21 protein-coding genes are annotated in these 25,218 nt (G+C 75.1%); 7 read left to right on the forward strand and 14 right to left on the reverse strand.

The features are described 5' to 3' along the window. Positions 1 to 52: 52 nt before the first annotated feature. The 7 genes from GC089_RS02215 to GC089_RS02245 all read right to left on the reverse strand — a co-directional run bounded on the left by GC089_RS02215 (position 53) and on the right by GC089_RS02245 (position 6,795). A complete protein-coding gene (locus GC089_RS02215) occupies positions 53 to 409 on the reverse strand; it encodes a hypothetical protein (RefSeq protein WP_155376300.1) in 357 nt (118 codons plus the stop codon). Further along, on the reverse strand, positions 403 to 1,527 hold the full coding sequence (locus GC089_RS02220) for a serine hydrolase (RefSeq protein WP_230685001.1): 1,125 nt from the start codon (positions 1,525 to 1,527) through the stop codon (positions 403 to 405). Before GC089_RS02220 ends, GC089_RS02215 begins: the two co-directional genes overlap by 7 nt. Positions 1,528 to 1,561: 34 nt before the next feature. Then, entirely contained in the window at positions 1,562 to 2,083 is a 522-nt protein-coding gene (locus tag GC089_RS02225; RefSeq protein WP_155376301.1) for a helix-turn-helix domain-containing protein, read from the reverse strand. A gap of 56 nt (positions 2,084 to 2,139) precedes the next feature. Continuing rightward, the gene (locus GC089_RS02230) at positions 2,140 to 3,270 is read right to left on the reverse strand and encodes a hypothetical protein (protein WP_155376302.1); all 1,131 of its coding nucleotides are present in this window, start codon (positions 3,268 to 3,270) and stop codon (positions 2,140 to 2,142) included. Positions 3,271 to 3,508: 238 nt separating this feature from the next. Next, entirely contained in the window at positions 3,509 to 4,840 is a 1,332-nt protein-coding gene (locus GC089_RS02235) for an ABC transporter substrate-binding protein (RefSeq protein ID WP_155376303.1), read from the reverse strand. 67 nt (positions 4,841 to 4,907) lie between these two features. Next, positions 4,908 to 5,858: a carbohydrate ABC transporter permease gene (locus GC089_RS02240; protein ID WP_155376304.1), complete on the reverse strand. Its 951-nt coding sequence runs from the start codon at positions 5,856 to 5,858 to the stop codon at positions 4,908 to 4,910. Then, positions 5,851 to 6,795 carry a carbohydrate ABC transporter permease gene (locus GC089_RS02245; RefSeq protein WP_155376305.1) on the reverse strand — a complete coding sequence of 315 codons (945 nt, stop codon included), beginning with the start codon at positions 6,793 to 6,795 and terminating at the stop codon, positions 5,851 to 5,853. The genes GC089_RS02240 and GC089_RS02245 overlap by 8 nt, the downstream gene beginning before the upstream one ends. Positions 6,796 to 7,050: 255 nt before the next feature. Here GC089_RS02245 and GC089_RS02250 point away from each other — a divergent pair, with 255 nt between their 5' ends. Then, the gene (locus GC089_RS02250) at positions 7,051 to 9,033 is read left to right on the forward strand and encodes a DUF6807 family protein (protein WP_230685003.1); all 1,983 of its coding nucleotides are present in this window, start codon (positions 7,051 to 7,053) and stop codon (positions 9,031 to 9,033) included. Then, on the forward strand, positions 9,024 to 10,214 hold the full coding sequence (locus GC089_RS02255; RefSeq protein ID WP_155376306.1) for a Gfo/Idh/MocA family protein: 1,191 nt from the start codon (positions 9,024 to 9,026) through the stop codon (positions 10,212 to 10,214). The genes GC089_RS02250 and GC089_RS02255 overlap by 10 nt, the downstream gene beginning before the upstream one ends. Positions 10,215 to 10,536: 322 nt before the next feature. On the opposite strand, the gene GC089_RS02260 is transcribed toward GC089_RS02255, so the two are convergent. From GC089_RS02260 to GC089_RS02270, 3 genes are all read right to left on the reverse strand, one after another. Next, positions 10,537 to 10,737 carry a DUF2945 domain-containing protein gene (locus GC089_RS02260; protein ID WP_155376307.1) on the reverse strand — a complete coding sequence of 67 codons (201 nt, stop codon included), beginning with the start codon at positions 10,735 to 10,737 and terminating at the stop codon, positions 10,537 to 10,539. An 83-nt stretch (positions 10,738 to 10,820) separates the two neighbouring features. Next, a complete protein-coding gene (locus GC089_RS02265; protein WP_155376308.1) occupies positions 10,821 to 13,079 on the reverse strand; it encodes a cellulose binding domain-containing protein in 2,259 nt (752 codons plus the stop codon). A gap of 527 nt (positions 13,080 to 13,606) precedes the next feature. Beyond that, a complete protein-coding gene (locus GC089_RS02270; protein ID WP_155376309.1) occupies positions 13,607 to 14,818 on the reverse strand; it encodes an alpha-hydroxy acid oxidase in 1,212 nt (403 codons plus the stop codon). 192 nt (positions 14,819 to 15,010) lie between these two features. On the opposite strand from GC089_RS02270, the gene GC089_RS02275 reads away from it, so the two are divergent. From GC089_RS02275 to GC089_RS02290, 4 genes are all read left to right on the forward strand, one after another. Next, the gene (locus GC089_RS02275) at positions 15,011 to 16,336 is read left to right on the forward strand and encodes an ABC transporter substrate-binding protein (protein WP_155376310.1); all 1,326 of its coding nucleotides are present in this window, start codon (positions 15,011 to 15,013) and stop codon (positions 16,334 to 16,336) included. A 203-nt stretch (positions 16,337 to 16,539) separates the two neighbouring features. After that, positions 16,540 to 17,436 carry a carbohydrate ABC transporter permease gene (locus tag GC089_RS02280; protein WP_155378877.1) on the forward strand — a complete coding sequence of 299 codons (897 nt, stop codon included), beginning with the start codon at positions 16,540 to 16,542 and terminating at the stop codon, positions 17,434 to 17,436. Then, the gene (locus GC089_RS02285) at positions 17,433 to 18,365 is read left to right on the forward strand and encodes a carbohydrate ABC transporter permease (RefSeq protein ID WP_155376311.1); all 933 of its coding nucleotides are present in this window, start codon (positions 17,433 to 17,435) and stop codon (positions 18,363 to 18,365) included. The genes GC089_RS02280 and GC089_RS02285 overlap by 4 nt, the downstream gene beginning before the upstream one ends. A 138-nt stretch (positions 18,366 to 18,503) precedes the next feature. Then, positions 18,504 to 19,133 carry a hypothetical protein gene (locus tag GC089_RS02290; protein ID WP_230685004.1) on the forward strand — a complete coding sequence of 210 codons (630 nt, stop codon included), beginning with the start codon at positions 18,504 to 18,506 and terminating at the stop codon, positions 19,131 to 19,133. 40 nt (positions 19,134 to 19,173) lie between these two features. On the opposite strand, the gene GC089_RS02295 is transcribed toward GC089_RS02290, so the two are convergent. After that, complete coding sequence (locus tag GC089_RS02295) at positions 19,174 to 19,698, reverse strand: PadR family transcriptional regulator (protein WP_155376312.1); 525 nt, start codon at positions 19,696 to 19,698, stop codon at positions 19,174 to 19,176. Between the two features lie 39 nt (positions 19,699 to 19,737). On the opposite strand from GC089_RS02295, the gene GC089_RS02300 reads away from it, so the two are divergent. Then, a complete protein-coding gene (locus GC089_RS02300) occupies positions 19,738 to 20,142 on the forward strand; it encodes a hypothetical protein (RefSeq protein WP_155376313.1) in 405 nt (134 codons plus the stop codon). A 116-nt stretch (positions 20,143 to 20,258) separates the two neighbouring features. On the opposite strand, the gene GC089_RS02305 is transcribed toward GC089_RS02300, so the two are convergent. The 3 genes from GC089_RS02305 to GC089_RS18730 all read right to left on the reverse strand — a co-directional run bounded on the left by GC089_RS02305 (position 20,259) and on the right by GC089_RS18730 (position 25,190). Then, a complete protein-coding gene (locus GC089_RS02305) occupies positions 20,259 to 22,466 on the reverse strand; it encodes a YhgE/Pip family protein (protein WP_155376314.1) in 2,208 nt (735 codons plus the stop codon). A gap of 64 nt (positions 22,467 to 22,530) precedes the next feature. Then, positions 22,531 to 24,801 carry an MMPL family transporter gene (locus tag GC089_RS02310; RefSeq protein WP_230685184.1) on the reverse strand — a complete coding sequence of 757 codons (2,271 nt, stop codon included), beginning with the start codon at positions 24,799 to 24,801 and terminating at the stop codon, positions 22,531 to 22,533. Beyond that, positions 24,798 to 25,190 carry an MMPL family transporter gene (locus GC089_RS18730; RefSeq protein ID WP_230685298.1) on the reverse strand — a complete coding sequence of 131 codons (393 nt, stop codon included), beginning with the start codon at positions 25,188 to 25,190 and terminating at the stop codon, positions 24,798 to 24,800. The genes GC089_RS02310 and GC089_RS18730 overlap by 4 nt, the downstream gene beginning before the upstream one ends. Between the last annotated feature and the right edge of the window lie 28 nt (positions 25,191 to 25,218).

The raw sequence follows: 25,218 nt of genomic DNA on the forward strand, positions 1-25,218 counted from the left end.
GGGGCGTGGGTCACGCGAGGGGCCGGCCCCCGGCGGCGTCGCGGCCGGGGGCCTAGAGCGTGACGGCCACCAGCGCCGCCGCGACCGCGAGCTCGGTCACGAGCGCGGCACGGCGGCGACCCGGTCGCGCCGGGTCGAGGCCCGGCAGGCCCGGCCAGCGGCGCACCGTCCCCGCCACCCCGGCCGCGACGAGCGCGACGAGGGCGAACCACAGGACGTCCGGCACGACCTCCCACCGGGTCAGCGCACGGGCGAGCGCGACCAGCGCCACGGCCTCCGCGACGCCCGTGACGAGCGCCGCCCGGTCCGCCGGCCCGCCGGGGCGCTCCGCGCTGCGGCAGGTCTGCCACGCCCACGAGGCGACGAGCAGCAGGGGCACGAGGACGGCCGTCCACGCGAGGATCACCACGTCGGCTCCTCCTCCAGCAGGTGCAGACCCACCTCGTCGACGGAGGCGGAGACGTCGGACAGCACGACGACGCCGCGGCCGGCCTCCCGGTCGAGGCCGACCCACGCGGCGAACCCGCCCGTGCGGCCGTTGTGCCACGTCACGCGCCGGCCGTCGGAGGTCGTGCTCGTGACCCAGAAGTGGCCGATGCGGTCCTCGTCCAGGTCGGCGCGCGGCTCCAGGGCGTCGGTGCCGGGCGCGCTGCCGTCGAGGAGGGCCTGCACGAGCAGCGCGAGGTCGCCCGTGGTGGAGCGCACCCCGCCGGCGGGCGCGAAGCCGTCCATGACCCACGGTTCCTGGGGCCGGCCGGACGCGTCGGTGCCCGCCACGAGCGGGTCGTCCGCGGGCGTGCGCGCCGGTGCGGTCGTGGCGTCCATGCCGAGCGGCCCGGTGAGGCGTGCGCGCAGCAGGTCCGGCCACGTCGTGCCGGCGGCGGCGGCGAGCGCCTGCCCGGTGAGGGCCGCGCCGAGGTTGGAGTACTCCGGGTCGGGATCGCCCACGCGGGTGTCGCGTGCGGCCGCGACGAGCGCGTCGACGCCGTAGCCGCCGTACGGGTTCGCGCCGCTGACGCCCGACCAGATGCTGCGTGCTGCCATCGCGAGGCCGCCCGGCATGCGGGGGAGCCCCGAGCTGTGCGTGGCGAGCGACCCGAGCCGGACGTCGGCGGCGGGTGAGCCCTCGAGCGGGAGGTGCGCACCGAGCGGGTCGTCCGGCGCCACCTCGCCGCGCTCGACCGCGTCGGCGAGGAGCAGACCCGTCAGGCCCTTGCTGACCGAGCCGATCTCGAACACGGTGCTCTCGTCGGCGCCGAGCCCGGCGAACGTCGCCGTCCCGGCCTCGACGTGCGCGACCGCGAGGCGGTCGGCCGGCGTGCCGGCGACGGCCTCGCGCAGGGCGCGGGCGAGCGCCGGGTCGCCCGTGGTCCGCGGGTCCGGGGTCGGCGTGCGGGGGCGCACCAGGACGCCGACCACGAGGACGACGAGCGCGAGCGCGCCCGCCACGACGGCGTGCCGTCGGACCGGGCGGCCGGCAGGGCGCGGGGCGGTCGTGGGGTCGGTCAGGGGTGGTGGTGTGGTCACGAGGCCCTCCGGGCGTCCTGGACGTCGGTGGTGGTCAGCGCTCCGTCGCGGCGAGCACCGTGAGCAGCGGGACGACGCGCTCCGCGGGCACCTGGTAGCGGCCCCCGTGGTGGCGCAGCCACCCGGCGGCGACCAGCTGGCGCAGGTGGTGGTAGACCTGGCCGGACGTGCCGGTGTCCTCCCGCGCGGTGAGCTCGGCGACCGTGCGCGTGCCCTGGACGACGGCCTGCAGCAGCGCCAGCCGGACCGGGTGCCCGAGCGCCCCGAGGGCCGCCGCGTGCGCCGTCCAGTCCGCGGCCAGCAGGTCGCCGGTGGTGCGGCCCCACTGCCACTCGGCCCGCCCGTCGGCGGTCTCCACCGTGCCCGCGAACAGGACGCCGCCGTCGTCGGGCACGAGGCGGCGCAGGGCGTGCAGCGCCCAGAAGCGGTCGTCGGGGTCGGCCGCGGGCGCGGCCGGCGCGTCCGTCGGCACGGTGGCGGCCTCGAGGGCGGCGACCCGCTGCTCGAGCTGCTCGAGCCGGGTGGGGAGGTCGGCGGGAGGCGGTTCCGCGGGCATGGTTACGAAACTACGTAATCACGCGGAGCCGTGCAAGGGTGCGGTGGAGCCGCGGATCAGGGTCCCGGCCGCTCCGCCACCGTCCACCACGCCCGGTCGTCCACCCCGCCGGTCCCGACCGGCAGCCGGTCCGCGCGGCCTCGCTCCACCCGCAGCGCGCCGCCCGTCCCCGCGTGCACCAGGCGCACGCGGGACCCGGCGCGCCACGGCCCGCCGCCGTCGACGTCGACGCGCCACACGTCCTCCGCGGCCGGCGCCAGCGCCGGACCGCTCGGCGCCAGGCTCAGCCGCTGCCCCGTGCCGGTGCGCGTGAGCCGGACGTGGTCGCCGTCGACCAGGCGCCGGCTCCCCGCCGGCGCCGCGCCCTGCCGCCGGCCCGGCTCACCCGGCTCGTCCGCCGGCGTCACCGTCCACGCGGCGACCGGCCCGGGCGTGACGACGGCCGCCGTCCCGTGCGCGGCGAGCGCGCGTCCGCTCCACACGTGCAGCAGCCCGAGCGCGTCCCCGGCGTGCACCGCGGCCGACGGCCGGCGCGAGGCGCCCGGCAGCGGCGGCGGGCGCCGCGACGTGTACGTGTGCCGGAAGAACCCCCGCCACCGGCGCCCGTCCGACCCCACCCAGCCGTCCGGCGCGGGCACGAGCGTGACGTCCTCGCCCGGCTGGTTCGGGTCGAGCACGTGCAGGCGCAGGCGGCCCGACGCGTCGCGGTCGGCCCGGTGCGCGACGACCTGGTGGTTGTCGCCCGAGCGCAGGACGCCCCGCGCGACGACCAGCCCGAGGACGACCGGCCGGCCGGCGTGCAGCGAGCGCAGCACCGACGGCACCTCCGCCCACGTCAGCGCGCGCACCCCCGTCAGCGGCGGCCGGTCCTCGTCGGGGAGCGCCGACCACGTGAGGAACCGCAGCGCCGACCACGAGCGGAACGAGTCGAGCTGACGGCGCTGCAGCAGGTCGGCGACCAGGTGCCCGTCCGGCGGCACGCGTCCCGGGGCGAACAGGCGGGCGGGCCAGTAGGGCACGGGGACACCGGCCCGCAGGTGGTCCAGCGACGCGTAGGACATGCCGCCGCAGCGTCCCGCGGTCGCGACGCGGGTGCCGGTCGGCAGCGTCGCGACGACGTTGACGAACCCGTTCGCGAACGCGAACGCGCCCGCCCCCGGGCCGTCCGGTCCCGCGCTCCCGCTCATGCCGCCTCCACCGCCTGGTCCCCACCCGCGCGCCGTCCGCGCGACGCGCGCGGACCGCCGACGAGCCTGCCACCCGCCTCGTCCCGGGTCATCCCCTGGGGGTGGCGGCTCCGGCCCCGGCTCCGGTGTGCGGCCGGCCTCGGCTCCGGTGTGCGGCCGGGCACGGCGACGGCCCCGGTGCGCGTGCACCGGGGCCGTCGTCGGTCCCTGCCTGGTCCGGCCCGTGGGCCGGGGACGGTCAGCTGCCGATCGCGGCCTCGACCTCCTGGACGAACCGCTCGGCGGCGGCCTGCGGGGTCAGCGACCCGAACAGGACCTCCTGGTTGACGCGGCGGATGATCTCCGCGACCTCACCGGCGCCGACGGGCGGCACGGCCGGGCCGTCGACGATCTCGTCCTCGAGGTCCGCGAGGAACTCGGCGGCGAGCTTGTCGGTCTCGCCGAACTTGTCCTGCACCGCGGCGCGGACGTCGGTGTTGGCGGGCAGACCGCGGTCGGACAGCAGGATCTCGCCGGCCGCCTCGTCGTTGAGCAGGAAGTCGACGAGCTGCGCCGCCGCCTCCGGGTGCTCCGAGCGCGCCGAGATCGAGTAGTACATGGCCGGCTTGAAGTACATGCCGGTGCGCTCGCCCTCGGACTCGCCGGGCACCCGCAGCAGCTGCAGCGGACGGCCCGACGCGCTCTGGATCGCGCTGAGCTGGTTCGACCAGAACCACGCCATCGCGCCCTTGTTCGTGCCGATGAGCGACTGCTCCGGACCGCCGGCGTCGACCTCGACCGACGTGGCCGCGTCCGGCGTGCCGCCGCCGGCCTGCAGGTCGAGCGAGTGCTGCCACCACTCGGCCATCGTCTCCGGCTCGAAGCCGAGCGTGCCGTCCTCGGTGTAGAGCTGCTCGCCGCGCTGGCGGGCGAAGATCGAGAAGCCCGGCTCGTTGAAGCCGTAGTCCTGGGCGCCGCGGATCGTGCCGCCGCTCTTCGTGCTGATCTCGTTGGCGATCTCGACGTAGTCGTCCCACGTCCACGTCGTGTCGTCCGGCATCTCGACGCCGGCGTCGGCGAACGCCTGCGGGTCGGCGACGACCGAGTAGACGTTCACGCCGCTGGCGACGCCGTACAGCTTGTCGTCGATGGTGCCCGAGGCGAGCACGTTGTCGTCGATCTTCGAGGTGTCGACGTCGAGCTCGTTGATGTCGGCCAGGACGCCGCGCGAGGCGTAGTCGGCGAGGAACCGCTCCTCCTGCGTGATGACGTCCGGGGCGTCGCCGCCCGCGACGCCGACCGCGAGCTTGTCGAAGTAGCTCGTCCAGTCGGTGTAGTCGGCCTCGACCGTGATGTGCGGGTACTTCTCCTCGAACGCGGCGATGACCTCCTGGGTCAGCGCGTGCCGGCTGTCGGAGCCCCACCACGACCAGCGGATCGTGACGGGCTCGTCGGAGTCGCCGCCGCCCGTGGAGCCGCCGCCGGCGTCGCCGCCGGAGTTGCCGGCGCAGGCCGTGAGGACGAGGGCTCCGACGGCCAGGAGCGCTCCGGTGCGGAAGCGGTGGCGTCGACGCGGGGTGGGGGTGCGCATGGCTCTCCTTGGGGTGGGCAGGACGGCGGTGTCCGTGCGGGGCGGGGAGGGTGCGGTGGTGCGGGTGCTACTTGATGCCGGTCGTGGCGATGCCCTTGACCAGGTACTTCTGGCCGAACAGGAAGGCGAGGAAGACCGGGATGATCGAGACGATCGACATCGCGAACATGGGGCCCCACGAGCTCTGGCCCGTGGAGTCCAGGAACGTGCGCAGCGCGACGGGCGCGGTGTGCATGTCCGGCTTGGTGAGGAAGATCAGCTGGCTGAAGAAGTCGTTCCAGGTCCAGATGAACGTGAAGATCGCGGTGGTCGCGAGGGCCGGCAGCGCGAGCGGCATCATGATGCGCGCGTAGATGCGCCCGTGGCCGCAGCCGTCGAGGCGGGCGGCCTCGTCGAGCTCCCGCGGGATGCCGCGGAAGAACTGCACCATGAGGAACACGAAGAACGCGTCCGTGGCGAGCAGCTTCGGCACGATGAGCGGCCAGAACGTGTTGATCCAGCCCACCTGCGAGAACAGGATGTACTGCGGGACGATGATCACGTGGATCGGCAGCATGATCGACATGAGCATGATCGCGAACCACAGCTTGCGGCCGCGGAACTCCAGCCGCGCGAACGCGTAGGCCGCCATCGAGCAGGCCAGGAGGTTCCCGACGAGCGAGCCGAGCACGATGATCGCCGAGTTCATCAGGTAGTGGCCGAAGGGCCGGCCGAGCGCGTTCCAGCCCTCGGTGTAGTTCGTGAAGTCGGTCTGCGCCGGGATGAGCGACAGGTCGCGGAAGATGATCTCCGTCGGCTTGATCGAGCTCACGAGCAGCCAGATCAGCGGGTAGATCATCGCCACGGCGAGGGCGATCAGCCCGGCGTGCTTGAGCACGGAGCGGACGCGTCCGGGCCACGGGGAGCGACGGTGGGTCGCGGGGGCCTCGGCGGCGAGGGCCCGGGTGCGGTCGGCGAGGGTGCCGGCCGGGACGGGGGTGGCGGGAGCCGGTTCGGTGCGCACGCGGACCTCAGTCATCGTAGAAGACCCAGAACTTGGAGGCGAAGAAGTTGATCGCCGTCAGGGCGGCGACGATGAGCACGAGGAGCCACGCCATCGCGGACGCGTACCCCATGTCGAAGGCGGTGAAACCGCGCTGGTAGAGGTAGAGCGTGTAGAACATCGTCGAGTCCGCCGGACCACCGGTCCCGCCCGAGACGACGAACGCCTGCGTGAACGACTGGAACGCGCCGATCACCTGCAGCACGAGGTTGAAGAACACGATCGGCGTGAGCAGCGGCAGCGTGATGTGGAGGAACTGCCGCACGCGCCCGGCGCCGTCGATCGACGCGGCCTCGTAGTACATCGTGGGGATCTGCCGCAGACCGGCGAGGAAGATGATCATCGGCGCGCCGAACGTCCACACGTGCAGCAGCACGAGGGTCCACAGCGCGGTGTCGGGGTCGGAGACCCAGCCGCGGCCGGGCACGTTGAAGAACGCCAGGAACGCGTTCACCAGGCCCTCGACGCCGAACACCTGCCGCCACAGGATCGCGATCGCGACCGACCCGCCGAGCAGCGACGGCAGGTAGAACACCGACCGGTAGAACGGCAGGCCGCGCATGCCGCGGTCGAGCAGCAGCGCCAGGCCCAGGGCCGCCACGAGCTGCAGCGGCACGCCGACGAGCACGTAGGTGAACGTGACCCGCAGGGAGTTGTGCAGGCGCGTGTCCTCGAGCATCCGCGCGAAGTTGTCGAGGCCGATCCACTCGGGTGTCGACAGCAGGCTGTAGTCCGTGAAGGACAGGTAGGCGGACGCCACCATGGGGCCGACCGTGACGAGCAGCAGGCCGGCGAACCAGGGGGCGAGGAAGACGGCGGCGGCGCGTCCGTCACCGCGGCGCAGGGGCGCGCGCCCGGGGGCGCGGCTCGGGCCTGAGCGCGCCGTGCGGCGCAGCTCGGAGACCACGGACATCGTCGATCACCTCTTCGTGCTCGGCGTGGCCCGGGCGTCGTCGCCCGGGTTCCCGGTGGGGCGGCCCCCTCGCCCGAGCCGACCGCAGCGGCGGACATCGGAGGAGGAAACCGGTTCCCGGCCGGGACGCTACCACGCGTCCCGAGCGTTGGGAACCGGTTTCTTGTGGTGTAGTGTCCGGGTCGGACGGGGGCTCGGACGCGTCGACGGAGACGCCGGTCCAGGGGGCCCGCCGGAGCGAGCAGGAGGCCGCACGTGACGACAGAACGGCCGCAGACACGCCTGCCCCGCGCCGCGGCGACCATCGCCGAGGTCGCGACGGCCGCGGGCGTGTCCCGCGCGACGGTCTCGCGCGTGATGAACGGCCGCGACACCGTCGACGCCGCGCTCGCCGCCCGCGTGCGGGAGGTCGCCGCCCGCCTGCACTACCGCCCCAGCACCGTCGCGCGCAGCCTGTCCCTCGGACGCACCGAGACCGTCGCCGTCGTCGTGCCCGACCTCGCGAACCCGATGTTCCAGCAGGTGCTCCGCGGCGTCACCGGGGCGGCCGGCGAGGCCGGCTACCGCGTCCTGGTGGCCGACACCGCCGAGCACGCGGGCGACGAGGAGCGCGTCGTCCTCGACGCCCGCACCCGCTGCGACGCGCTCGTCCTCGTCTCGCCGCGCATGCCCGAGCGCGCGCTGCGCGCCCTGCTGCCCCAGGTGCGCCCGGCCGTCGTCGTCAACCGCGCACCCGACGGCACGACGCCCACGCTCGAGATCGACTACGCCGACGGCATCGCGCAGATCGTCGACCACCTGCTCGGCCTCGGCCACCGGCACCTGCTCTACCTGGCCGGCCCGCCGGAGAGCGCGTCCCACCTGCGCCGCCTCGAGGCGCTGCGCGCCGCCGCCGCCCACCGGGCCGGCGTCCGCCTGTCGGAGATGCCCGCCGGCGCCACCGTCGAGGCCGGGTACGCCGTCGCCCAGGACGTGCTCGCCGCACGTCCCACCGCGGTGGTGGCCTACAACGACCTCGTCGCGTTCGGCCTGCTCGCCCGGCTCAACGAGCTGGGCGTCGCCGTGCCCGGCGACCTGTCCATCGTCGGGTTCGACGACGTCGAGCTCGCCCGCTTCGCGACGCCGTCGCTGACGACGGCCGCCGTGCCCCAGGCCGAGCTGGGACGGCTGGCGTGGGAGCACCTGCGCCCCGTCCTGGCGGGAGGAGACCCCGTGCAGGACCCCGCCCCGATCCGACCGACCCTCGCCGTGCGCGCCAGCACCGGCCCCGTGCCGCCGTCCGTCCGCCTCGCGCGGGCCACCGACGACGGCGTGCCGCGCGCCGACACCGCACCCCTGCGCGACGTCGCGTGGCGCCTGCAGGACGGCGTCCCCGCCGCCGAGGCCACCGCCGAGCTGGTCGGGGAGTCGACCGCCACGCACGTCGGCGAGCTGCCGCTCGCGCGGTACGTCACCGGTGCCGACCTGCCGCCCGTGCACGCGCCGCGCCCGTACCTGCACCCCGTGCACACGGCCGCCGGGAACGCGCTCACCGACGTGAGCCCCGTCGACCACCGGCACCACTACGGGATGTCGTTCGCCGTGCCCGTCGTCAACGGCACGTCCTACTGGGGCGGGCGCACGTTTCTGCGCGACGAGGGCCCGACGCTGCTGCCCAACCACGGCCGGCAGGTGCCGCGCACGCGGCGTGCGGCGGGGGCGGCGCTCGTGGAGGACGTCCTCTGGCTCGACGAGGGCGGCGAGCCCCTGCTGCGCGAGGACCGCACCCTGGAGGCGCACCCGTGGGGCGACGCGCGGGCGTGGGTGCTGCGCTGGTCGAGCACCCTGCACGCCGAGCACGGCGACCTGCGGATCGAGAGCCCCGCCACGAACGGGCGTCCCAACGCCGGGTACGGCGGCCTGTTCTGGCGGCTCGCCGCGGCGGACACCACCTCGGTCCTCGGTGAGGGGCTCGCCGGGGAGCAGGCGGTGCACGGGTCGCGCTCGCCGTGGCTGGCCTTCGTGCAGCGGCGCGAGCTGGCGTCGACGACCCTGCTGCTCGTGCAACCGCCCGAGCAGGTGCGGCCGTGGTTCGTCCGCGTCGCCGAGTACCCGGGGGCCGGACCGGCGCTGGCGTGGGACGCGGTGACGCACGTCCCCGCCGGCGGGACGCTCGAGGCCGGCCTCGCGGCCGTGCTGGTGGACCGGGCGCTGGGCGCCGACGAGGCGGCGGAGCTGGCGGTGCGGGCATGGGCGTGACCGAGTCGCCGCGCGTCGCCGTCGTCGGGGTCCACGGGCACGGGGCGTCGCACCTGCGGACCGTGCGCGGGCTCGCCGCCGCCGGACGGGCGCGGCTGTCCGCCGTCGTCGACCCGCGGCCCGTCGCCGGCACCGCGCTGACCGAGGCCGAGGCCGGTGCGCCCGGGCCCCTCGTCCCCGCCGACGCGCGCTGGTACCCGGACCTCGACGCGCTGCTGCGGGAGGCCCCGCCGGACGTCGTCGTGCTCGCCACGCCCATCCACACGCACCTGCCGCTCGCGTCGGCCGCCCTGCGCGCCGGCTGCGACGTGCTGCTCGAGAAGCCCACGGTGGCCTCGCTCGACGAGCACGCGGCGCTGCTCGACGTGGTGCGCGAGACGGGCCACCGCTGCCAGGTCGGGTTCCAGACGTTCGGCTCCGGGGCCGCCGACGAGCTCGCGCGGCTCGTCGCGTCCGGCGAGCTCGGCGAGGTGACGACCGTCGGCGCCGTCGGGACCTGGGTGCGCACGCGCGCCTACTACGCGCGCTCCGCGTGGGCGGGGCGGCGCGTGCTCGACGGCGTGCCCGTCGTCGACGGGGTCGTGACGAACCCCCTCGCGCACGCGGTCGCGACCGCGCTGCGGGTCGCGGGGGCGACGCGGGTCGAGGACGTCGCGTCCGTCGACGTCGAGCTGTTCCGCGCCCACCCGATCGAGGCGGACGACACGTCGTCCGTCGTGGTGCGCGCCGCGGACGGCCGGACGGTCGCCGCCGGGCTCACCGTGTGCGCGCGCGAGCGGACGCCGGCCGTCGTCGTCGTGCGCGGCACCGAGGGTGAGGCGACCCTGCGGTACGAGGCCGACGAGCTCGACGTCCGCACGCCGCGCGGCGCTCGGACGATCCGCACCGGCCGTCGTGACCTGCTCACCGACCTGCTCGACGCGCGCCGCGACCCGGCCGCCCGCCTGCGCTGCGACGTCGCCGACACGGGGGCGTTCATGGCGGTGCTCGATGCGGTCCGCGCGGCCCCCGACCCGCGCCCGGTGCCCGAGGACCTGGTCACGTGGGTGGGCGAGGGCGTCGACGCGCACCCCGTGGTCGCGGACGTCGAGGCGTGGTGCGCCGCCGTCGCCGACCGGGGCGAGGGCTTCGCCGCGGTCGGAGCCCCCTGGGCGCTCCCGGTCCCGTCCGCGACGGCCTGACCCGCCCCGTCCACCCACCGGCCCCACCCGTCGAGTCCGCCGCTTCGCACGCGAGTTCGGCAGCTCCAGGTCGCTGACTGGCCGTGGAACTGCCGAACTCGGCGGAGGGGACGGAGGCCGGGATCCGTGCCGTCAGCGCTGTCCGTGCTAGCCGCGCTGCCCGTGCTGACCGGCTGTCCGGGACCCCACCCGCGGTCGCCCCCACCCGCCGAGTTCGGTGGTTCGTGTGCGAGTTCGGCAGGTTCAGGTCGCTAACCGGGTGCGGAACTGCCGAACTCGGCACTCGGCACGGGGCGGGGCGGGGGACTGCAGAAGGGCGGGGTCAGTCGTCCGGGGTCAGGGAGGACTGCTTGTGGGCCGCCTGCTTGCCGCTCTTCTCCGACTCGACGATCCAGTACGGGTCGTCCTCGGACGCGCGGAACTGCTGGCCGTCGAACTCGAAGTCCTCGGTCCGCCGCTCGACGGTCCGCCCGTGGGTGCGGCCCTGCGACGTGTTCCAGCTGACCTTCTGACCCGTCCGCATGCCGTCGACGTTAGGCCCGCGCCGCCGGTCCGGCACCCGGGCGTGCCGCGTCCCGGAGGGGTGGGACGCGGCACGCCGGTCCGTCAGCGCACGTAGAGCCGCTGCTGCGGCGGTGCGGTGAACGGGTCGCCGAGGAAGAATGACGGGTGCGGCGGCTGGTTGTAGGCGGTGTTCTGCCAGGCCAGCGCGACGCGGTACATCGGGTCGTGCAGGAGCGTCGGCACCCGCAGCGACGTCGGGTGCGGCGTCGCGTAGATGCGCAGCGCCGCCTCGTCCGACCGCGCCCAGACGACCTCCTCGCGCCAGTCGCCGAGGATGTCGCCCGAGATCACCGGCGTCGCCTTCGTGCCGTTGTTGGCCCGCACGCCCGACCCGGTGAGCAGCCGCGTGTCCCCGCCCGTGCCGTACTTGTCGATGCGCGTCTGGTCGAGCAGCTCGCGCACCGGGTCGCCGTCCCACCAGGCGAGGAAGTTCGCCGACGACGGCTTGCGGCCCACCGCCGCGCCCGTCGCGGCGTTGCGCAGGTCCGGCTCGGCGTTCGACCAGGCCTCGGCGCCCGGGCTGCCCGCGAACACGTCGCCGGCGACGCCCCGGCCGTTGTCCGCGCCGGACGGCGAGCGCCACAGCGTCTGCCCCGTGCGGGCGTCCGCGACCCACATGTTCGGCTGGTTCGTCGACTCGGTGACCTTGAAGTACTCCAGCCCGGGGCGCGACGGGACGAGGTCGCCCACGTGCCCGGCGTCGCCGTGCCCGGTGCCGTTGGTCCACAGCCCGCGCCCGTCGTCGTCGATCGCCGCGGCGCCGTACAGGATCTCGTCGCGGCCGTCCGCGTCGACGTCCGCCACGGACAGCGAGTGGTTGCCCTGGCCCGCGTACCCGCCGTTGCCGGACGCGTTCGAGTCGAACGTCCACCGGCGGGTCAGCCGCCCGTCGCGGTAGTCCCACGCCGCGACGACGGCCCGCGTGTAGTAGCCGCGCGCCATGACGATCGACGGACGCTGCCCGTCCAGGTACGCGGTGCCGGCGAGGAACCGGTCGACGCGGTTGCCGTAGCTGTCGCCCCAGCTGCTGACGGTGCCGCGCGGCGGGACGTAGTCGGTGGTGGCCGCGATCGCACCGGTGTCCCCGCGGAACACCGTGAGGTACTCCGGGCCGGACAGCACGTAGCCGTCACCGTTGCGGTGGTCGGCGGACGCGTTGCCGATGACCTGCCCGGTGCCCGAGCGGGTGCCGTCGGCCGTCTTCACCGCGACCTCGGCGACGCCGTCGCCGTCGTAGTCGTACACCTGGAACTGCGTGTAGTGCGCGCCGGCGCGGATGTTGCGACCGAGGTCGATGCGCCACAGCCGGGTGCCGTCCAGGCGCAGGCCGTCGAGGTAGACGTGGCCCGTGGTGCCGGACTGGCTGTTGTCCTTGGCGTTCGTCGGGTCCCACTTGAGGACGACGTCGAGGTCGCCGTCGCCGTCGAGGTCACCGACGCTCCCGTCGTTGATGACGTGGTCCGCCGACGGACGGGAGACCGGCACGTCGAGGTAGCCGTTCGCGAACGTCAGCGACGGTGCGGACGCCGCCTGCTCGACGCCACCGACGACGGCACGGACCGTGTAGCGGGCACCGGCGGGTGCGCCCGCGTCGAGGTGGTTCGTCGAGCCGGTGACCGGGGACGACGTGATGCGCGTGCCGTCGCGGTACACGTGGAAGCCCGTCGCCCGGTCCTCGTACCCGAGCAGGCGCCACTGCACGAGGTTGCCGCTGCCGGAGCGCACCGAGACGAGGCCGCGGTCGAGGTCCTCGAGCTGCTTGGCACCGGCGGTCGGGGTCGTGGGTGCGGGGTTCGGCACGGTGGTCGGCTGCGGGGTGGGGGTCGCGGTGGGCGACGCGGTCGGGGACGACGTCGGGGAGGACGTCGGGCTCGTGGTCGGCGACGACGTCGGGGCGACGGCGCCGGTGCACGCCGTGCCGTTCAGCCCGAACGCCGCCGGCACGGGGTTGGAGCCGGACCAGCTGCCGTTGAACCCGAACCCGACGCTGCCGCCGGTGGGGAGGGCGGCGTTGTACGACGCGTTGCGGGCCGTCACGGTGCGTCCGGACTGCGTCGCGACCGCGTTCCACGCCTGCGTCACGGTCTGCCCGGCGGCGAAGTCCCACGTCAGCGTCCAGCCGTCCAGCGCGTCGCCGAGGTTCTCGACGCGGACGTCGGCGCCGAAGCCGCCGCCCCACTGGTTCGTCACGGTGTACGTGACGCGGCAGCCCGGTGCTGCCTGCGCGGCGGGCGCCAGCGCGAGCCCGGCCACGGCGGTCGCGAGGGCCGCTGTGGCGGCAGCGGCTCGGATCGGTCTCATCTCGTCCCCTTCGACGTGGCGGGCGGGTGCCCGCCGGTGCGAGGACGGTACGGGGGAGAACGGTTTCCAGTTCCAGCGCTGAAACGGTTCACAGGGTGCGTGGGCGGCGCGCGTGCCGCAGGCGCCCGTCGTCCCGGAGGGCCCTCGTCGTGACCGCGGCACGCGCGCGTCCCGCCTCGTGGGAGCGTCGCGTGCGCGACCCCGTCATCGGGCGCGGTATGGGGCTCGTGGCGCGTCAGATGGCGGGGTCGTGGTGGACGCGTCCCGCGATGGGGAAGCGGGGGCCGCCGGTCCTGTCCGGCTCGGGTCCGTCTCGTGTCGTGGGACGTCGGGCGCGCGACCCCGTCATCGGGCGCGGTCCGGGGCTCGTGGCGCGTCCGATGGCGGGGTCGTGGTGGGCACGTCCCGGGATGTGGAAGCGGGGGCTGTCCACCTTGGAGGCGTCCCCCGCGGGCCCGCCGGGGCGCCAGTGGTGTTCCCGCGGGAGCGGCCGTGCTCGACGGTGCTCCCTCGGGGACGGTGCTCCCTCAGGGCAGGCGGACGTGCCGCTCGCCGAGCTGGCTGACGTCGTTGACCCCCAGCAGGGCCATGGTCCGGCGCACCTCGCGGCCGAGGATCTCGACGGCGCGGTCGACGCCGCGCTCGCCGCCCGCCATGAGCCCGTACAGGTAGGCGCGCCCGACCAGCGTCGCCTTCGCGCCGAGCGCGAGCGCCGCGACGACGTCGGACCCGTTGGTGATGCCGGTGTCGACCCACACCTCCGTGCGGTCCCCGACGGCGTCGACGACGTCCGGCAGCAGGCGCAGCGGCACGGGCGCCTTGTCGAGCTGGCGGCCGCCGTGGTTCGACAGCACGACCGCGTCGGCGCCCGCGTCGGTCACGCGGCGCGCGTCCTCGACGGTCTGGACGCCCTTGATGATGAGGGGCCCGTCCCACGACGCGCGCAGCCACTCGAGGTCCGCGATCGTCATGGTGGGGTCGAACAGCTTGTCGAGCAGGTCGGCGACCGTCCCGCCCCACGAGTTCAGCGAGGCGAACGTGAGCGGCTCGGTCGTGAGCAGGTTGATCCACCAGGCGGGGTGCATGCCGGCGTCGAGCACGGTCTTCACGGTCAGGGCCGGCGGGATCGAGAAGCCGTTGCGGGTGTCGCGCAGGCGGGCGCCCGCCACCGGGACGTCGACCGTGAGCATGAGCGCCTCGTACCCGGCGGCCTTGGCGCGGGCCATGAGGTCCTCGCCGGCGCCGCGGTCCTTCCACACGTAGAGCTGGAACCACTTGCGCGCGTCGGGGGCCTCTGCGGCGACGTCCTCGATGGACGTCGTGCCCATGGTCGACAGCGCGTAGGGGATGTCACGGCGCTCGGCGACGCGCACGACGGCCCGCTCGCCCTCGTGGTGCATCATCCGCGTGAACCCGGTGGGCGCGAACGCGAACGGCAGCGCCGACGGCTTGCCCAGGTACTCCGTCGTGGTGTCCACGTGCGACACGTCGTGCAGGATCGACGGGCGCAGCTCCAGGTCGCGGAAGAGGCGGCGCGCGCGGCGCAGGGTGATCTCGGCCTCGGCGGCGCCGTCGGTGTAGTCGAACACCGAGCGGGGCGTGCGACGCTTGGCGACGCGACGCAGGTCGGCGATGGTGAGCGCGTCCTCCAGCGCCCGCCGGGTGGGGTCGAGCCGCAGCGGCTTGGGCTGCAGGAGCGGCGCCAGCTCGGACCACTTCGGGAGCTGTCGGCGGGTCATGGCGGTCACCTCGGTGCGCGTCGTCGGGCGGGTGCGTGCCGGGAGCCGGCGGTGGCGCGGCGCCCGTCCGGGCACGGGCTTGCCGCCCCGGACAACGCGATTGTAACGTTTCATCGCGAAGCGTTGACACCCCCGAGAGGCGCACCTAGCGTGCGGAATGCGCTTTCACCCCGAGCAAGGAGGCTCACCGCAATGAAGCGATCCGTCCTCACGGCCACCGGCGTGGCCGTCGTCGCCGCCCTCGGCCTCGCCGCCTGCGGCGGCAGCGACAGCGGGGGCGACGCCGCCCCGTCCGCCGGCGGCACCGCCGACACGACGCCCGTCACCCTCAACTTCACCTGGTGGGGCAACGACGACCGCGCCGCCCGCTACAACGAGGCGCTCGAGCTCTTCAGCGAGGAGTACCCGCACATCACGGTGAACGGCTCGTTCGCGGCCTTCCCCGACTACTGGACGCAGCGGTCCACCGAGGCCGCCGGGCGCAACCTGCCCGACGTCATGCAGTTCGACCTGTCCTACCTGCGCGAGTTCAACCAGAGCGGCCAGCTGCTCGACCTGCAGGAGCACATCGACAGCGGCGCGATCGACCTGTCGGGCTTCGACGAGACGCTCGTCGAGGCCGGCGTGCTCGACGGCAAGACGATCGGCATCCCGACGTCCACCAACACGCTCGGCATGTTCTACAACCCGAACCTGCTGGAGCAGACGGGGGTCGAGTTCCCCGACGCGGAGACCTACACGTACGACGAGTACAACGAGTTCATCGCGGCCGTCGCGGCCGCCGGCCAGTCGACCCCCGAGGGCTACCCGATCTACGGCGGCGGCGACTACACGGCCACGTTCTGGTTCTTCATCCAGTACCTGCTGCAGAAGGGCGTCACGCCGTTCGAGGAGGACGGGACGCTCGGCTTCGACGAGGGCGACGTCGTGGAGTACCTCGAGATGACGGCGGACCTGCGTGCCGACAAGGCCGTCTACCCGGTCGAGCGCGGCGTCGCGCTCAAGCCGCTCGGCGGCTTCACCGTGAACGAGTCGGCGTCCGAGATCAGCTGGGACAACTTCCTCGCCGGCTACGTCGCCGACTCGGGCACCGAGAACCTCGAGATCACGCAGATCCCGTCGGTCGAGCCGGGGGAGAAGGCGCTGTTCTTCAAGCCGTCGATGCTCTACTCGATCGGCGCGAACACCGAGCACCCCGAGGCCGCGGCCACGCTGGTGAACTTCCTGCTCACCGACCCCGAGGTCGGCCGCATCTTCGGCACCTCGAAGGGCGTCCCCGCGGACGAGGAGCAGCGCGCCGCCGTCGAGGCGCCCGAGGGCTCCGTCGACGCCAAGGTCATCGCGTACGAGGAGGCCGTCGCCGAGGAGGTCACCGAGACCACCCCGATCCCGGTCAAGGGCTTCGGCACCATCGAGGCCAAGTGGCTCGAGCTCGGCGAGAACCTCAACTACGGCACCATCACGCCCGAGCAGTTCGCGAGCGAGTGGTTCGCCGAGGCGGAGATGGCCACCATGTGACCCCCGCGGTCCGGGCCGTGCGCACCGCGCGGCCCGGACCGCACCCGCCGGCACCGACGCCGGCACCCGTGCCCGGGGCCCCCGGGGTCCCGTGGGGGCCCCGGGAGCCGGACGGCCCCGACCGTCGCACCCACAGATCGGACAGCACCGTGACCCTCACCGCCGAGGCGCGCGCGACCCGGACCCCCGCGTCCCCCTCGCCGATGCGCCGCCGCCGGAAGGCCGCCGAGACCCGAGCCGGCTACGCGTTCCTCGCGCCGTGGCTCCTCGGCTTCGTCCTGCTCACCGCGGGACCGATGATCGCCTCCCTGTACCTGGCGTTCACGAACTACAACCTGTTCACGTCGCCGGAGTGGGTCGGCATCGAGAACTTCCAGCGGCTCTTCCAGGACCCGAACTACATCCAGGCGTGGCGGGTCACCGCCCTCTACGCCCTCATCGGGACGCCGCTGAAGCTGGTCTCGGCGCTCGCGGTCGCGATGCTGCTGAACAACAGCCGCCGGGGTCAGGGCTTCTACCGGTCGGCGTTCTACGCGCCCTCGCTCATCGGGGCGAGCGTGTCGATCGCCATCGTGTGGAAGGCGATGTTCATCGACAACGGCATCGTCGACCGGGCGGGCCAGACCCTCGGCCTGCCGGCCGGCGGGTGGGTCGGCGACCCGGGTCGCACGCTGCCGATGCTGATCCTGCTGACGATCTGGCAGTTCGGCGCCCCGATGGTCATCTTCCTCGCGGGTCTCAAGCAGATCCCCACGGAGCTGTACGAGGCCGCGTCGGTCGACGGCGCCGGTCCCGTGCGCAAGTTCCTCAGGATCACGCTGCCGATGCTCTCGCCGGTGCTGTTCTTCAACCTGCTGCTCGAGACCATCCACGCGTTCCAGATCTTCGCGTCGGCGTTCATCATCTCGTCCGGCACCGGTGGTCCCGCCCGGTCGACGCTCTTCTACACGCTCTACCTGTACTTCCGCGGCTTCCGGGACTTCCAGATGGGCTACGCGTCGGCGATGGCCTGGGTGCTCGTCCTGGTCGTCGGCGCCATCAGCTTCGTCATGTTCCGCACCCAGAACCGGTGGGTGCACTACTCGGGGGAGTCCAAGTGAGCACGACCGCACCGGCGGCGTCGCCGGCCACGTCCGGGCGCCAGGGCCTCCCGACCGCTGAGCAGTCCGCGGCCCTGCGCCGCCGCAACCAGGGCCGCAGCCGCGTGCGCTCCGTGGTGTTCCACGTGATCTCGCTGGCCGTGGTCGCCGTGATCCTCTACCCGGCGGTGTGGATGTTCGTGTCCACGCTGAAGCCGTCGAGCGAGATCATCGGGTCGGTCAGCATCATCCCGACCGACCCGAGCCTGGCGAACTTCACGAAGGCCCTGGCCGGCATCGCCGGCGTCTCGTTCTGGCAGTTCTTCCTCAACTCGCTGCTGCTGGCGGTGGGGTCGGTGGTCGGCATCACGCTGTCCTGCTCGGTCAGCGCCTACGCGTTCGCGCGGATCGACTTCCCGGGCCGCGGGCTGTTCTTCACGCTCATGATCGGCACGCTGCTGCTGCCGTTCCACGTCGTGATCATCCCGCAGTACATCGTGTTCAACCAGCTCGGCCTGGTCGGCACGTACGTGCCCCTGCTGATCGGCAAGTTCCTCGCGGCGGAGGCGTTCTTCGTCTTCCTCATGGTGCAGTTCATGCGCAACCTGCCGCGCGAGCTGGACGAGGCGGCGCGCATCGACGGCGCCGGGCACGTGCGGATCTTCACCGCGATCATGCTGCCGCTCATGAAGCCGGCGCTCGTGACCAGCTCGATCTTCGCGTTCATCTGGTCCTGGAACGACTTCTTCGGCCCGCTGATCTACCTCAGCTCGCCCGACACGTTCCCGCTGCCGCTGGCGCTGCGCCTCTTCGTCGACCAGACGACGGTGTCCGACTACGGCGCGCAGATGGCCATGGCCGTGCTCGCGCTGCTGCCGGTGCTGCTGTTCTTCCTGGTGTTCCAGCGCTACCTCGTGCAGGGCGTCGCGACGCAGGGCCTCAAGGGCTGAGCGTCCGCACCCGCACCACGCACCACCGGCGACGGCCGGTCGGCGGCAGCCGGGGGGCGCCGCCGACCGGCCGCCGTGCGTCGGGGGTCCCGGCCCCGACCGGGCCGACGACCGCTCCCCACGTGTGAGGCTGTGACCATGACCGACGCCCCCGACGACGACGTCCGCCGCCCCGACCCCACCGCGCCGGAGCGCAGGGCCGCGTTCGGCGGCGGACGGTTCGGGCTGTTCAGCGAGGTGCTCGTGGTCGGGCTCGGCGTCTCGGTGCTGAGCCTGCCGGTGGTGACCGTGCTGCCCGCGCTGGCCGCCGGCGCCGCGCACGTGCGCCGGCACCTGACGGGCGAGACCGACCGGGTCGCGGACCTGTGGCACGAGTTCGTCGCCGCGCTGCGGGGCGTGTGGCCGTACGCGCTGGCGTCGCTCGCGCTGCTCGTGCTGCTGTGGTTCAACACCGCCGTCGCGGGCACCGGCGTGCTCCCGGGCGGCACGGGCGTGCTCGTGCTGTCCCTCGCGGTGGCGGCGATGCTCGCGGTCGTGCTGCTGCGCGCGGCCGGCGGCTGGCACCGGGGCGCGTCGTGGCGGCAGGTGATGCGGGACGCGGGGGCCCGCGCCGGGGACGACCTCACCGGCTCCGGCCTGCTGGTCGTCGCCCTGGGCCTGTGCGGCGTCATCGTGTGGATGCTCCCGCCGCTCGCGGTGCTGGTGCCGGGACTGCTCGCGCTCGCGGTGGTCGCGGTCGAGCACCGGGCCGCCGCGCGGCGGGGCTGACGCCGGGCGCCGGGTCGCCGGCCCGGCGGGCGACGGGCGCTCAGCCGCCGGGCGCGTCCAGCGCGCGCAGCGACGCCTCCACCCACTCGAGGTGCGCGCGCGCCATCCGCTCGCCGTAGTCGAGCGTGACCAGGGCGTACGGGTGGTCGGGCGACGGCGGCTCGGCGGCGATCTCGTCGCGGACCGCGGCCAGCGCGGCGAGCTGCGCCGTCGCCCGGGCGCCCGTGTCGCGCAGGAGGGCGCGGCACGCGTCGCGGCCGAGGGTGCGGCCGAAGAACAGCCGGAGCAGGAGCGGGTTGCGCGGCGGCGTGACGTCGTACGGCTCGGCGAGGCGGGTGCGCAGGTGCGTGCGCCCGGCGGGCGTGATCGTGAACCGTCCGTCGTCGTCCTTGGTGACGAGCCCGTCCGCCGTGAGCCGGGCGAGCGTCGGGTAGATCTGGCCGAAGCTCTCGCTCCAGAAGTGGCCGAGGGTCTCGACGATCGCGGCGCGCAACGCGTACCCGGTCATGGGCTGGAGCGTCAGGGCGCCGAGGACGGCGACGTCGGTCTGCGCGCGGCGGCTCACGGTCTCGACTATATCTGACAGATATGTTGTGATGGCGCCATGAGGATCTCGGAGAAGGACGCGGGGCGGGCTGCGGCCGTGCTGCTCGCGGGTGTGGCGGGCTTCCAGCTGGCGCTCGCGGCAGGTGCGCCGTGGGGCGTGGTGGCGTACGGCGGCGGGCACGCGGGCGTCCTCCCCGACGACCTGCGGACGACCAGCGCGGCGATGGTCCCGGTGTACGGCGCGCTCGCGGCCGTCGCCGCCGGGGCCGGCGGCGCACGGCTGCGGCGCGTGGTGCTGCGCGGGACGACGGCGCTGCTGACCGTCGGCTGCGCGGTGAACCTGGCGTCGCCGTCGCTGCCGGAGCGCCTGGTCTGGGTGCCGGTGACGGCCGCCGCGGCGGTCCTCACGTGGCGGGCCGTCGCCCCGGGGGCGACGCGCCCCGCCGCCGTCCCGGCCGGCTGACGTCGACGCGGGAGGCGGTCCCCCCGTCCCGGCCGGCTGACCCCCGGGGCATGCCCCCGGACGTCGTCAGGCCTCGGGCCGGCCGGGAGCCGACGACGTCCGGGTCCGGCGGGGCGTCAGGCCAGGGCGGCGAGGGTGCGGGCGCCGTAGGACGCGCGGGCGCGGGCCGCGGCGCCCGCGGTCGCGGCCACCGAGGCGAGGGCCCACAGGACGAGGGCGACGACCGCGCCGCCGACCGACCCCCCGTCGCCGACCACGCCGGCCACGGCGTCGGCCGCCGGACCCAGGGGCAGCCAGTCGACCGCGTCGCCGACCCACGCCGGCACGGTCGCGGCGAGGCCTGCGACGAGGAACGCGAAGGCCGCGACGACCGCGAGCACCCGGCCGGGTGTGCCGAACCACGCGGCCAGGGCCTGGTGGAACGCCACCAGCGCCACCCCGGCGACGAGCCCGACGAGCGCGAGGCCCACGGTGCGGCCCGCGCCCTGACCGGTCACGCCGCCGACCACGGAGCCGACGACCAGGCCCTGCACCGCGCCCAGCGCGGCGGGCAGCGCCAGCGCGGCGAGAGCCGAGCCGAGCGCGGAGCGCGTGGAGCCGGCCGCCCGGCGCGGCAGCGACGGGAACGCGAGGAGCAGCGCGAGCGCGCCGACCCACAGGGCCACGGCGGTGAGCACCGAGACGCGGCCCAGCGGCGCGGCCACCGACGTCGCCGGGGCGACGACGGGCGTCGCGACGACGTCCGCGAGCGACGCGCGCTCGTCCTCGGGCGTGACGGGCAGCTGCCCGACCGCCTCCCCGAGGCCCGTGCCGAGCTCTGCCGTGCCGTCGGCGACCTGCGTGGCACCGTCCGTCGCGGCACGCACGCCGTCGGCCAGCTGCGCGCTGCCGGACGCGAGCTGGTCCGCGCCGGACCCGAGGTCGGTGACGCCCCCCGCGAGCACCTGCGAGCCGGCGGCGAGCTGCGACGCACCGCCCGAGAGGTCCCGTGCACCGCCCGCGAGCGTCCCGAGGCCGTCGGCGAGCTGCCCGGCACCCGTGCTCAGCTGCTGCACGCCCGCGTCGACCTGCCCCGCACCGGCGGCCAGCTGCGACGCGGCCCCCGCGGACCGGTCCAGCCCGTCGACGAGCGCCCGCAGACCACCCGGCAGCTGGGCGGACAGCCCCTGCCCGAGCTCGCGCAGCCCGGCCGCCTGCGCCTCGGCCTCCGCGAGCGCACCCCGGCCCGCGTCCAGCGACGCCCGCTGCTCGCGCAGCTCGGCGCAGCCCGGGGCGTCCGCGTCGGTCGTGCACAGCGCGGTGATCGCGCCGTCCAGCGCCTCGACGGCGGCGTCCATGCTCCGCGCCCCCGCCTGCGTGACGCCGGCGACCCCGTCGGCGGCGGCGACGACGCCCGTGGTGAACGCGTCGACGCCGGTGCTCAGCGGGCGCGCCCCCGCGGCCGCCTGACCGAGCCCGGCCGCGAGGTCCCGCGCACCGTCGGCGAGGACGTCCGTGCCGCCCGGCTGCGCCGCCGTGCCGCCTGCGAGCTGTGTGAGCCCGTCCGCGAGCTCGCGCGCGCCCGCGGCCGACGCGCCCACACCGTCGGCGAGCTGCCGCGACCCGCCGGCGAGCGTGCCCGCCCCCGTCGCGAGCTCGCCCGCACCGCCGCGCAGCTGCCCGACACCCGACGCGAGCTGCGCCGACCCGTCGGCCAGCCCCGCCGCGCCCGTGGCGAGCTGGGCGTTGCCGTCCGCGAGCGAGCGTGCGCCGTCGGCGAGCCGGGTCGCGCCGTCGGCTGCCTCGCCCAGCTGCTCCTGCAGCGTCGAGAACCCGACGAGCACGTTCTCCAGGTAGGTGGTCGTGAGCTGCCGGCCCAGCACCTGCGCGGCGGTGGCGGTGACGGCCTGCGCGACGACCTCGTCGACCGCGGTGGACCGGTCCGGCGTCGTGACCGACACCGTCGCCTGCCGCGGCGAGCCGTCCGGTGCGGCGAACGACGTCGCGGCCGCGGAGAAGTCCGCCGGGATGGTCACGACGGCGGCGTACCGGCCGTCCTCGAGCCCCGCGGTGGCGTCGTCCGCGTCGGTGACGACCCAGTCGTAGGTCGCGGCGGCGCCCTCGCCGTCGGTCAGCGCACCGGCGAGCTGACGCCCGAGCGGTGTGTACTGCCCGTCGAGCGTGACGGGCGCGTCCTCGTTCACCACGGCGGCCTGCACGCGGTCGAGCCGCTCGGCGGGGTCCCACGTGCCGGCGAGCAGCACGAGCGCCAGCGCGAGCGGGGCGGCGAGCGCGACGACGACCGCGGGCCAGCGCCGGGCGGTGCGGGTGGTGGGAGTGCTCATGGGGGTGCCTTCCTCCTCGCCGGTCAGGCGCGGACGGCCGCGACGTCCTGCGGCGCGAGGGTGGTCACGGGGTGCCGGTGGGCAGGAGGTCGCCGGGGTCGCCCGGTCCGGCGGACCCGAGGACGAGGGCCGCGAGCCCGCCGTCGACGGCGCGCCGCAGCAGCGCGGCGACGCGGGTGCGCTCGGCGGCGTCGGTCACCGCGTCGGCCCGGTCGACGACGAGGACGCGGGGGTGCTCGGCGACCGCGGCGGCGAGCCCGGCGACCCCCTCGGTGCGCAGGTCGACGTACCCGGCGCGGCGGCGGGCGGCCGCCGCGCGGACGGGCAGCACGAGGCCGTCGACCTTGAGGTCGCCCGCGACGGGCTCGAGCCGCCCGGCGAGCGTCAGCAGCAGCCCGGTGACGCGGGCGGGCTCGTCCGCGCGGACGACGAGCGCCTCGCCGGTGCGGACGGCGAGCGCGACCTCGTCGGTGCCGTCCGCCACGGCGGGACGCAGGTGCCGGGCCGCGAGGACGACGTCCTCGTCCCCGGGCCACGACGCGAGTGCGAGCTCGCGGTGCAGGGCCTCGCCCTCGACGTCGAACGACGGCAGCGCGCGGTCGAGCCAGCGCGGCATCCACCACGCCTTCTCGCCGAGCAGCTGCAGGACGGCCGGCACGAGGGTCATGCGGACGACGAACGCGTCGACCGCGACGCCGACCGCCAGGCCCAGCGCGATGGGCTTGATGTTGACGTCGCCCTCGGGGACGAACGCGAAGAAGACGGCGACCATGATGACCGCCGCGGCGGTGACGACCTTCGCGGAGCCGAGGAACCCGGTGGCGATCGACCGGCGCGCGTCGCCGGAGTGCACGTAGTCCTCGCGGACGCGGGACACGAGGAACACCTCGTAGTCCATCGCGAGGCCGAACAGCACGCCCATGAGGACGATCGGCATGAACGAGATGACGGGTCCGAGCCGCGACACGTGCAGCGCGTCGGCCAGCACGCCGTGCTCGAACACGCTGGTCACCACGCCGAACGCGGCGGCCACCGACAGCAGGTAGCCGAGCGTCGCCTTGAGCGGCACGGCGACCGACCGGAACACCATCGTCAGCAGGACGAGCGACAGCCCGACGACGAACACCGCGAACGGCAGCAGGGCGGCGCCGAGCTTGGCGGAGACGTCGATGCCGACGGCGGTGAAGCCGGTGACGGACAGGTCGAACCCGTGCTCGGCGCGGATCTCGTCGCGCATGTCGCGGATGCGGTGCACGAGGTCGGCGGTCGCCTCGTCCGTCGGCCCGGTCTCGGGGACGACCTGGACGATGCCGGTGTCGAGGGACGCGTTCGGCGTCGCGAGCGGCACGTCGGCGACGCCGGGCAGGGCGCGCAGCTCGTCGGCGACGTCCGCCATGAGGCCGAGCGGGTCGTCGCTCGTCACGATGCTGCCGGTGACGACGAGCGGCCCGTTCGCGCCGGCGCCGAAGTGCTCGGAGACCCGGTCGTAGGTGACGCGGGTCGACGACGACTCGGGCTGCACGCCCGCGTCGGGCAGTGCGAGCCGCAGGTCGAGGGCCGGCAGCGCGAGGGCGACGAGGCCGCCCATCGTCAGGACGACCGTGACCCACGGGCGGGCCGTGGCCAGGCGGACCCAGCCGGCGAAGAAGCGGTTGTGGTGCGCCGGCAGACCGGCCTGGCGCCCCCGGCGCCGGGGCCTCGGCCGCAGCCGCTCGCCGGCGACCCCGAGCAGGGCGGGCACGAGCGTGATCGACACGAGCACGGCGATCCCGACCGCGACGGCGCCCGCGACGCCCATCGTCGTGAGGAAGGGGATGCCCGCGACGCCCAGCCCGACCAGCGCGATCATGACCGTGAGGCCCGCGAAGATGACGGCGGAGCCCGCGGTGGCGTTGGCGCGGGCGGCCGACTCCTCCGTCGCCAGCCCGGCGCCGAGCTGCTCCCGGTGCCGGGAGACGATGAAGAGCGCGTAGTCGATGCCGACGGCGAGCCCGAGCATGAGCGAGAGCAGCGGGGTCGTCGACGTGATCGGCGTGACCGCGGTCGCGAGGAAGACGAGCACGGTCGACAGGCCCACGCCCACCAGCGCGTTGACGAGCGGCATGCCCGCGGCCGCGAACGAGCCGAGCGTGAACAGCAGCACGACGAACGCGACGAGCACGCCGAGCGCCTCGGTGACCGTCAGGCCGGGGAACTCCTGCGCGTACAGCTGCCCGCCGATCGTGGCCTCGTACCCCTCGGGCAGCGCCGCGTCGAGGTCGTCCGCGAGCGCGCGGAGCTCGTCCTTGACGTCGTCGCCGACCGCCACGCCCTCACCGTCGAGCGAGACGGTCAGGAGGGCCGCCTCCCCGTCGTCGCTGACCTGACCCCGCCGGGCGTCTGCGTGTCGAACGGGTCCGCCACCGCGCGCACGCCCGGCACGTCGCGGAAGGCGCCGGCGGCGTCGGCGACGGCCGCGACCACGTCGTCCGTGGCGACGTCCTGCCCGTCGGGGGCGACGACGAGCACCTGGGCCGTGGTCCCGCTCGCCTCGGGGAACGTGGCCGCGAGCCGGTCGAGCGCCTGCTGCGACTCCGTGCCGGGGATGGAGACGCCGTTGTCGAGCTGCGTCATGAACAGGCCCGCGGCCGCGCCGAGCACGGCGAGCACCGCGAGCCACGCCCCGATGACGGTCGTGCGGCGGCGGAACGCGAACCGGCCGAGCCGGTACAGCGCAGAGGACACGGTCCCTCCAGGGAACGGGTGACGGGGG

This window comes from Cellulomonas sp. JZ18, from assembly GCF_009720485.1.
GTDB lineage: Bacteria > Actinomycetota > Actinomycetes > Actinomycetales > Cellulomonadaceae > Cellulomonas.

What these genes read in the sequence shown, in the direction of transcription:
- GC089_RS02225 (WP_155376301.1), bottom strand. Translation starts at nt 2,083, where the DNA reads ATGCCCGCGGAACCGCCTCCCGCCGACCTCCCCACCCGGCTCGAGCAG.
- GC089_RS02230 (WP_155376302.1), bottom strand. Translation starts at nt 3,270, where the DNA reads ATGAGCGGGAGCGCGGGACCGGACGGCCCGGGGGCGGGCGCGTTCGCG.
- GC089_RS02235 (WP_155376303.1), bottom strand. Translation starts at nt 4,840, where the DNA reads ATGCGCACCCCCACCCCGCGTCGACGCCACCGCTTCCGCACCGGAGCG.
- GC089_RS02240 (WP_155376304.1), bottom strand. Translation starts at nt 5,858, where the DNA reads ATGACTGAGGTCCGCGTGCGCACCGAACCGGCTCCCGCCACCCCCGTC.
- GC089_RS02245 (WP_155376305.1), bottom strand. Translation starts at nt 6,795, where the DNA reads ATGTCCGTGGTCTCCGAGCTGCGCCGCACGGCGCGCTCAGGCCCGAGC.
- GC089_RS02255 (WP_155376306.1), top strand. Translation starts at nt 9,024, where the DNA reads ATGGGCGTGACCGAGTCGCCGCGCGTCGCCGTCGTCGGGGTCCACGGG.
- GC089_RS02260 (WP_155376307.1), bottom strand. Translation starts at nt 10,737, where the DNA reads ATGCGGACGGGTCAGAAGGTCAGCTGGAACACGTCGCAGGGCCGCACC.
- GC089_RS02265 (WP_155376308.1), bottom strand. Translation starts at nt 13,079, where the DNA reads ATGAGACCGATCCGAGCCGCTGCCGCCACAGCGGCCCTCGCGACCGCC.
- GC089_RS02270 (WP_155376309.1), bottom strand. Translation starts at nt 14,818, where the DNA reads ATGACCCGCCGACAGCTCCCGAAGTGGTCCGAGCTGGCGCCGCTCCTG.
- GC089_RS02275 (WP_155376310.1), top strand. Translation starts at nt 15,011, where the DNA reads ATGAAGCGATCCGTCCTCACGGCCACCGGCGTGGCCGTCGTCGCCGCC.
- GC089_RS02280 (WP_155378877.1), top strand. Translation starts at nt 16,540, where the DNA reads ATGCGCCGCCGCCGGAAGGCCGCCGAGACCCGAGCCGGCTACGCGTTC.
- GC089_RS02290 (WP_230685004.1), top strand. Translation starts at nt 18,504, where the DNA reads ATGACCGACGCCCCCGACGACGACGTCCGCCGCCCCGACCCCACCGCG.
- GC089_RS02300 (WP_155376313.1), top strand. Translation starts at nt 19,738, where the DNA reads ATGAGGATCTCGGAGAAGGACGCGGGGCGGGCTGCGGCCGTGCTGCTC.
- GC089_RS02305 (WP_155376314.1), bottom strand. Translation starts at nt 22,466, where the DNA reads ATGAGCACTCCCACCACCCGCACCGCCCGGCGCTGGCCCGCGGTCGTC.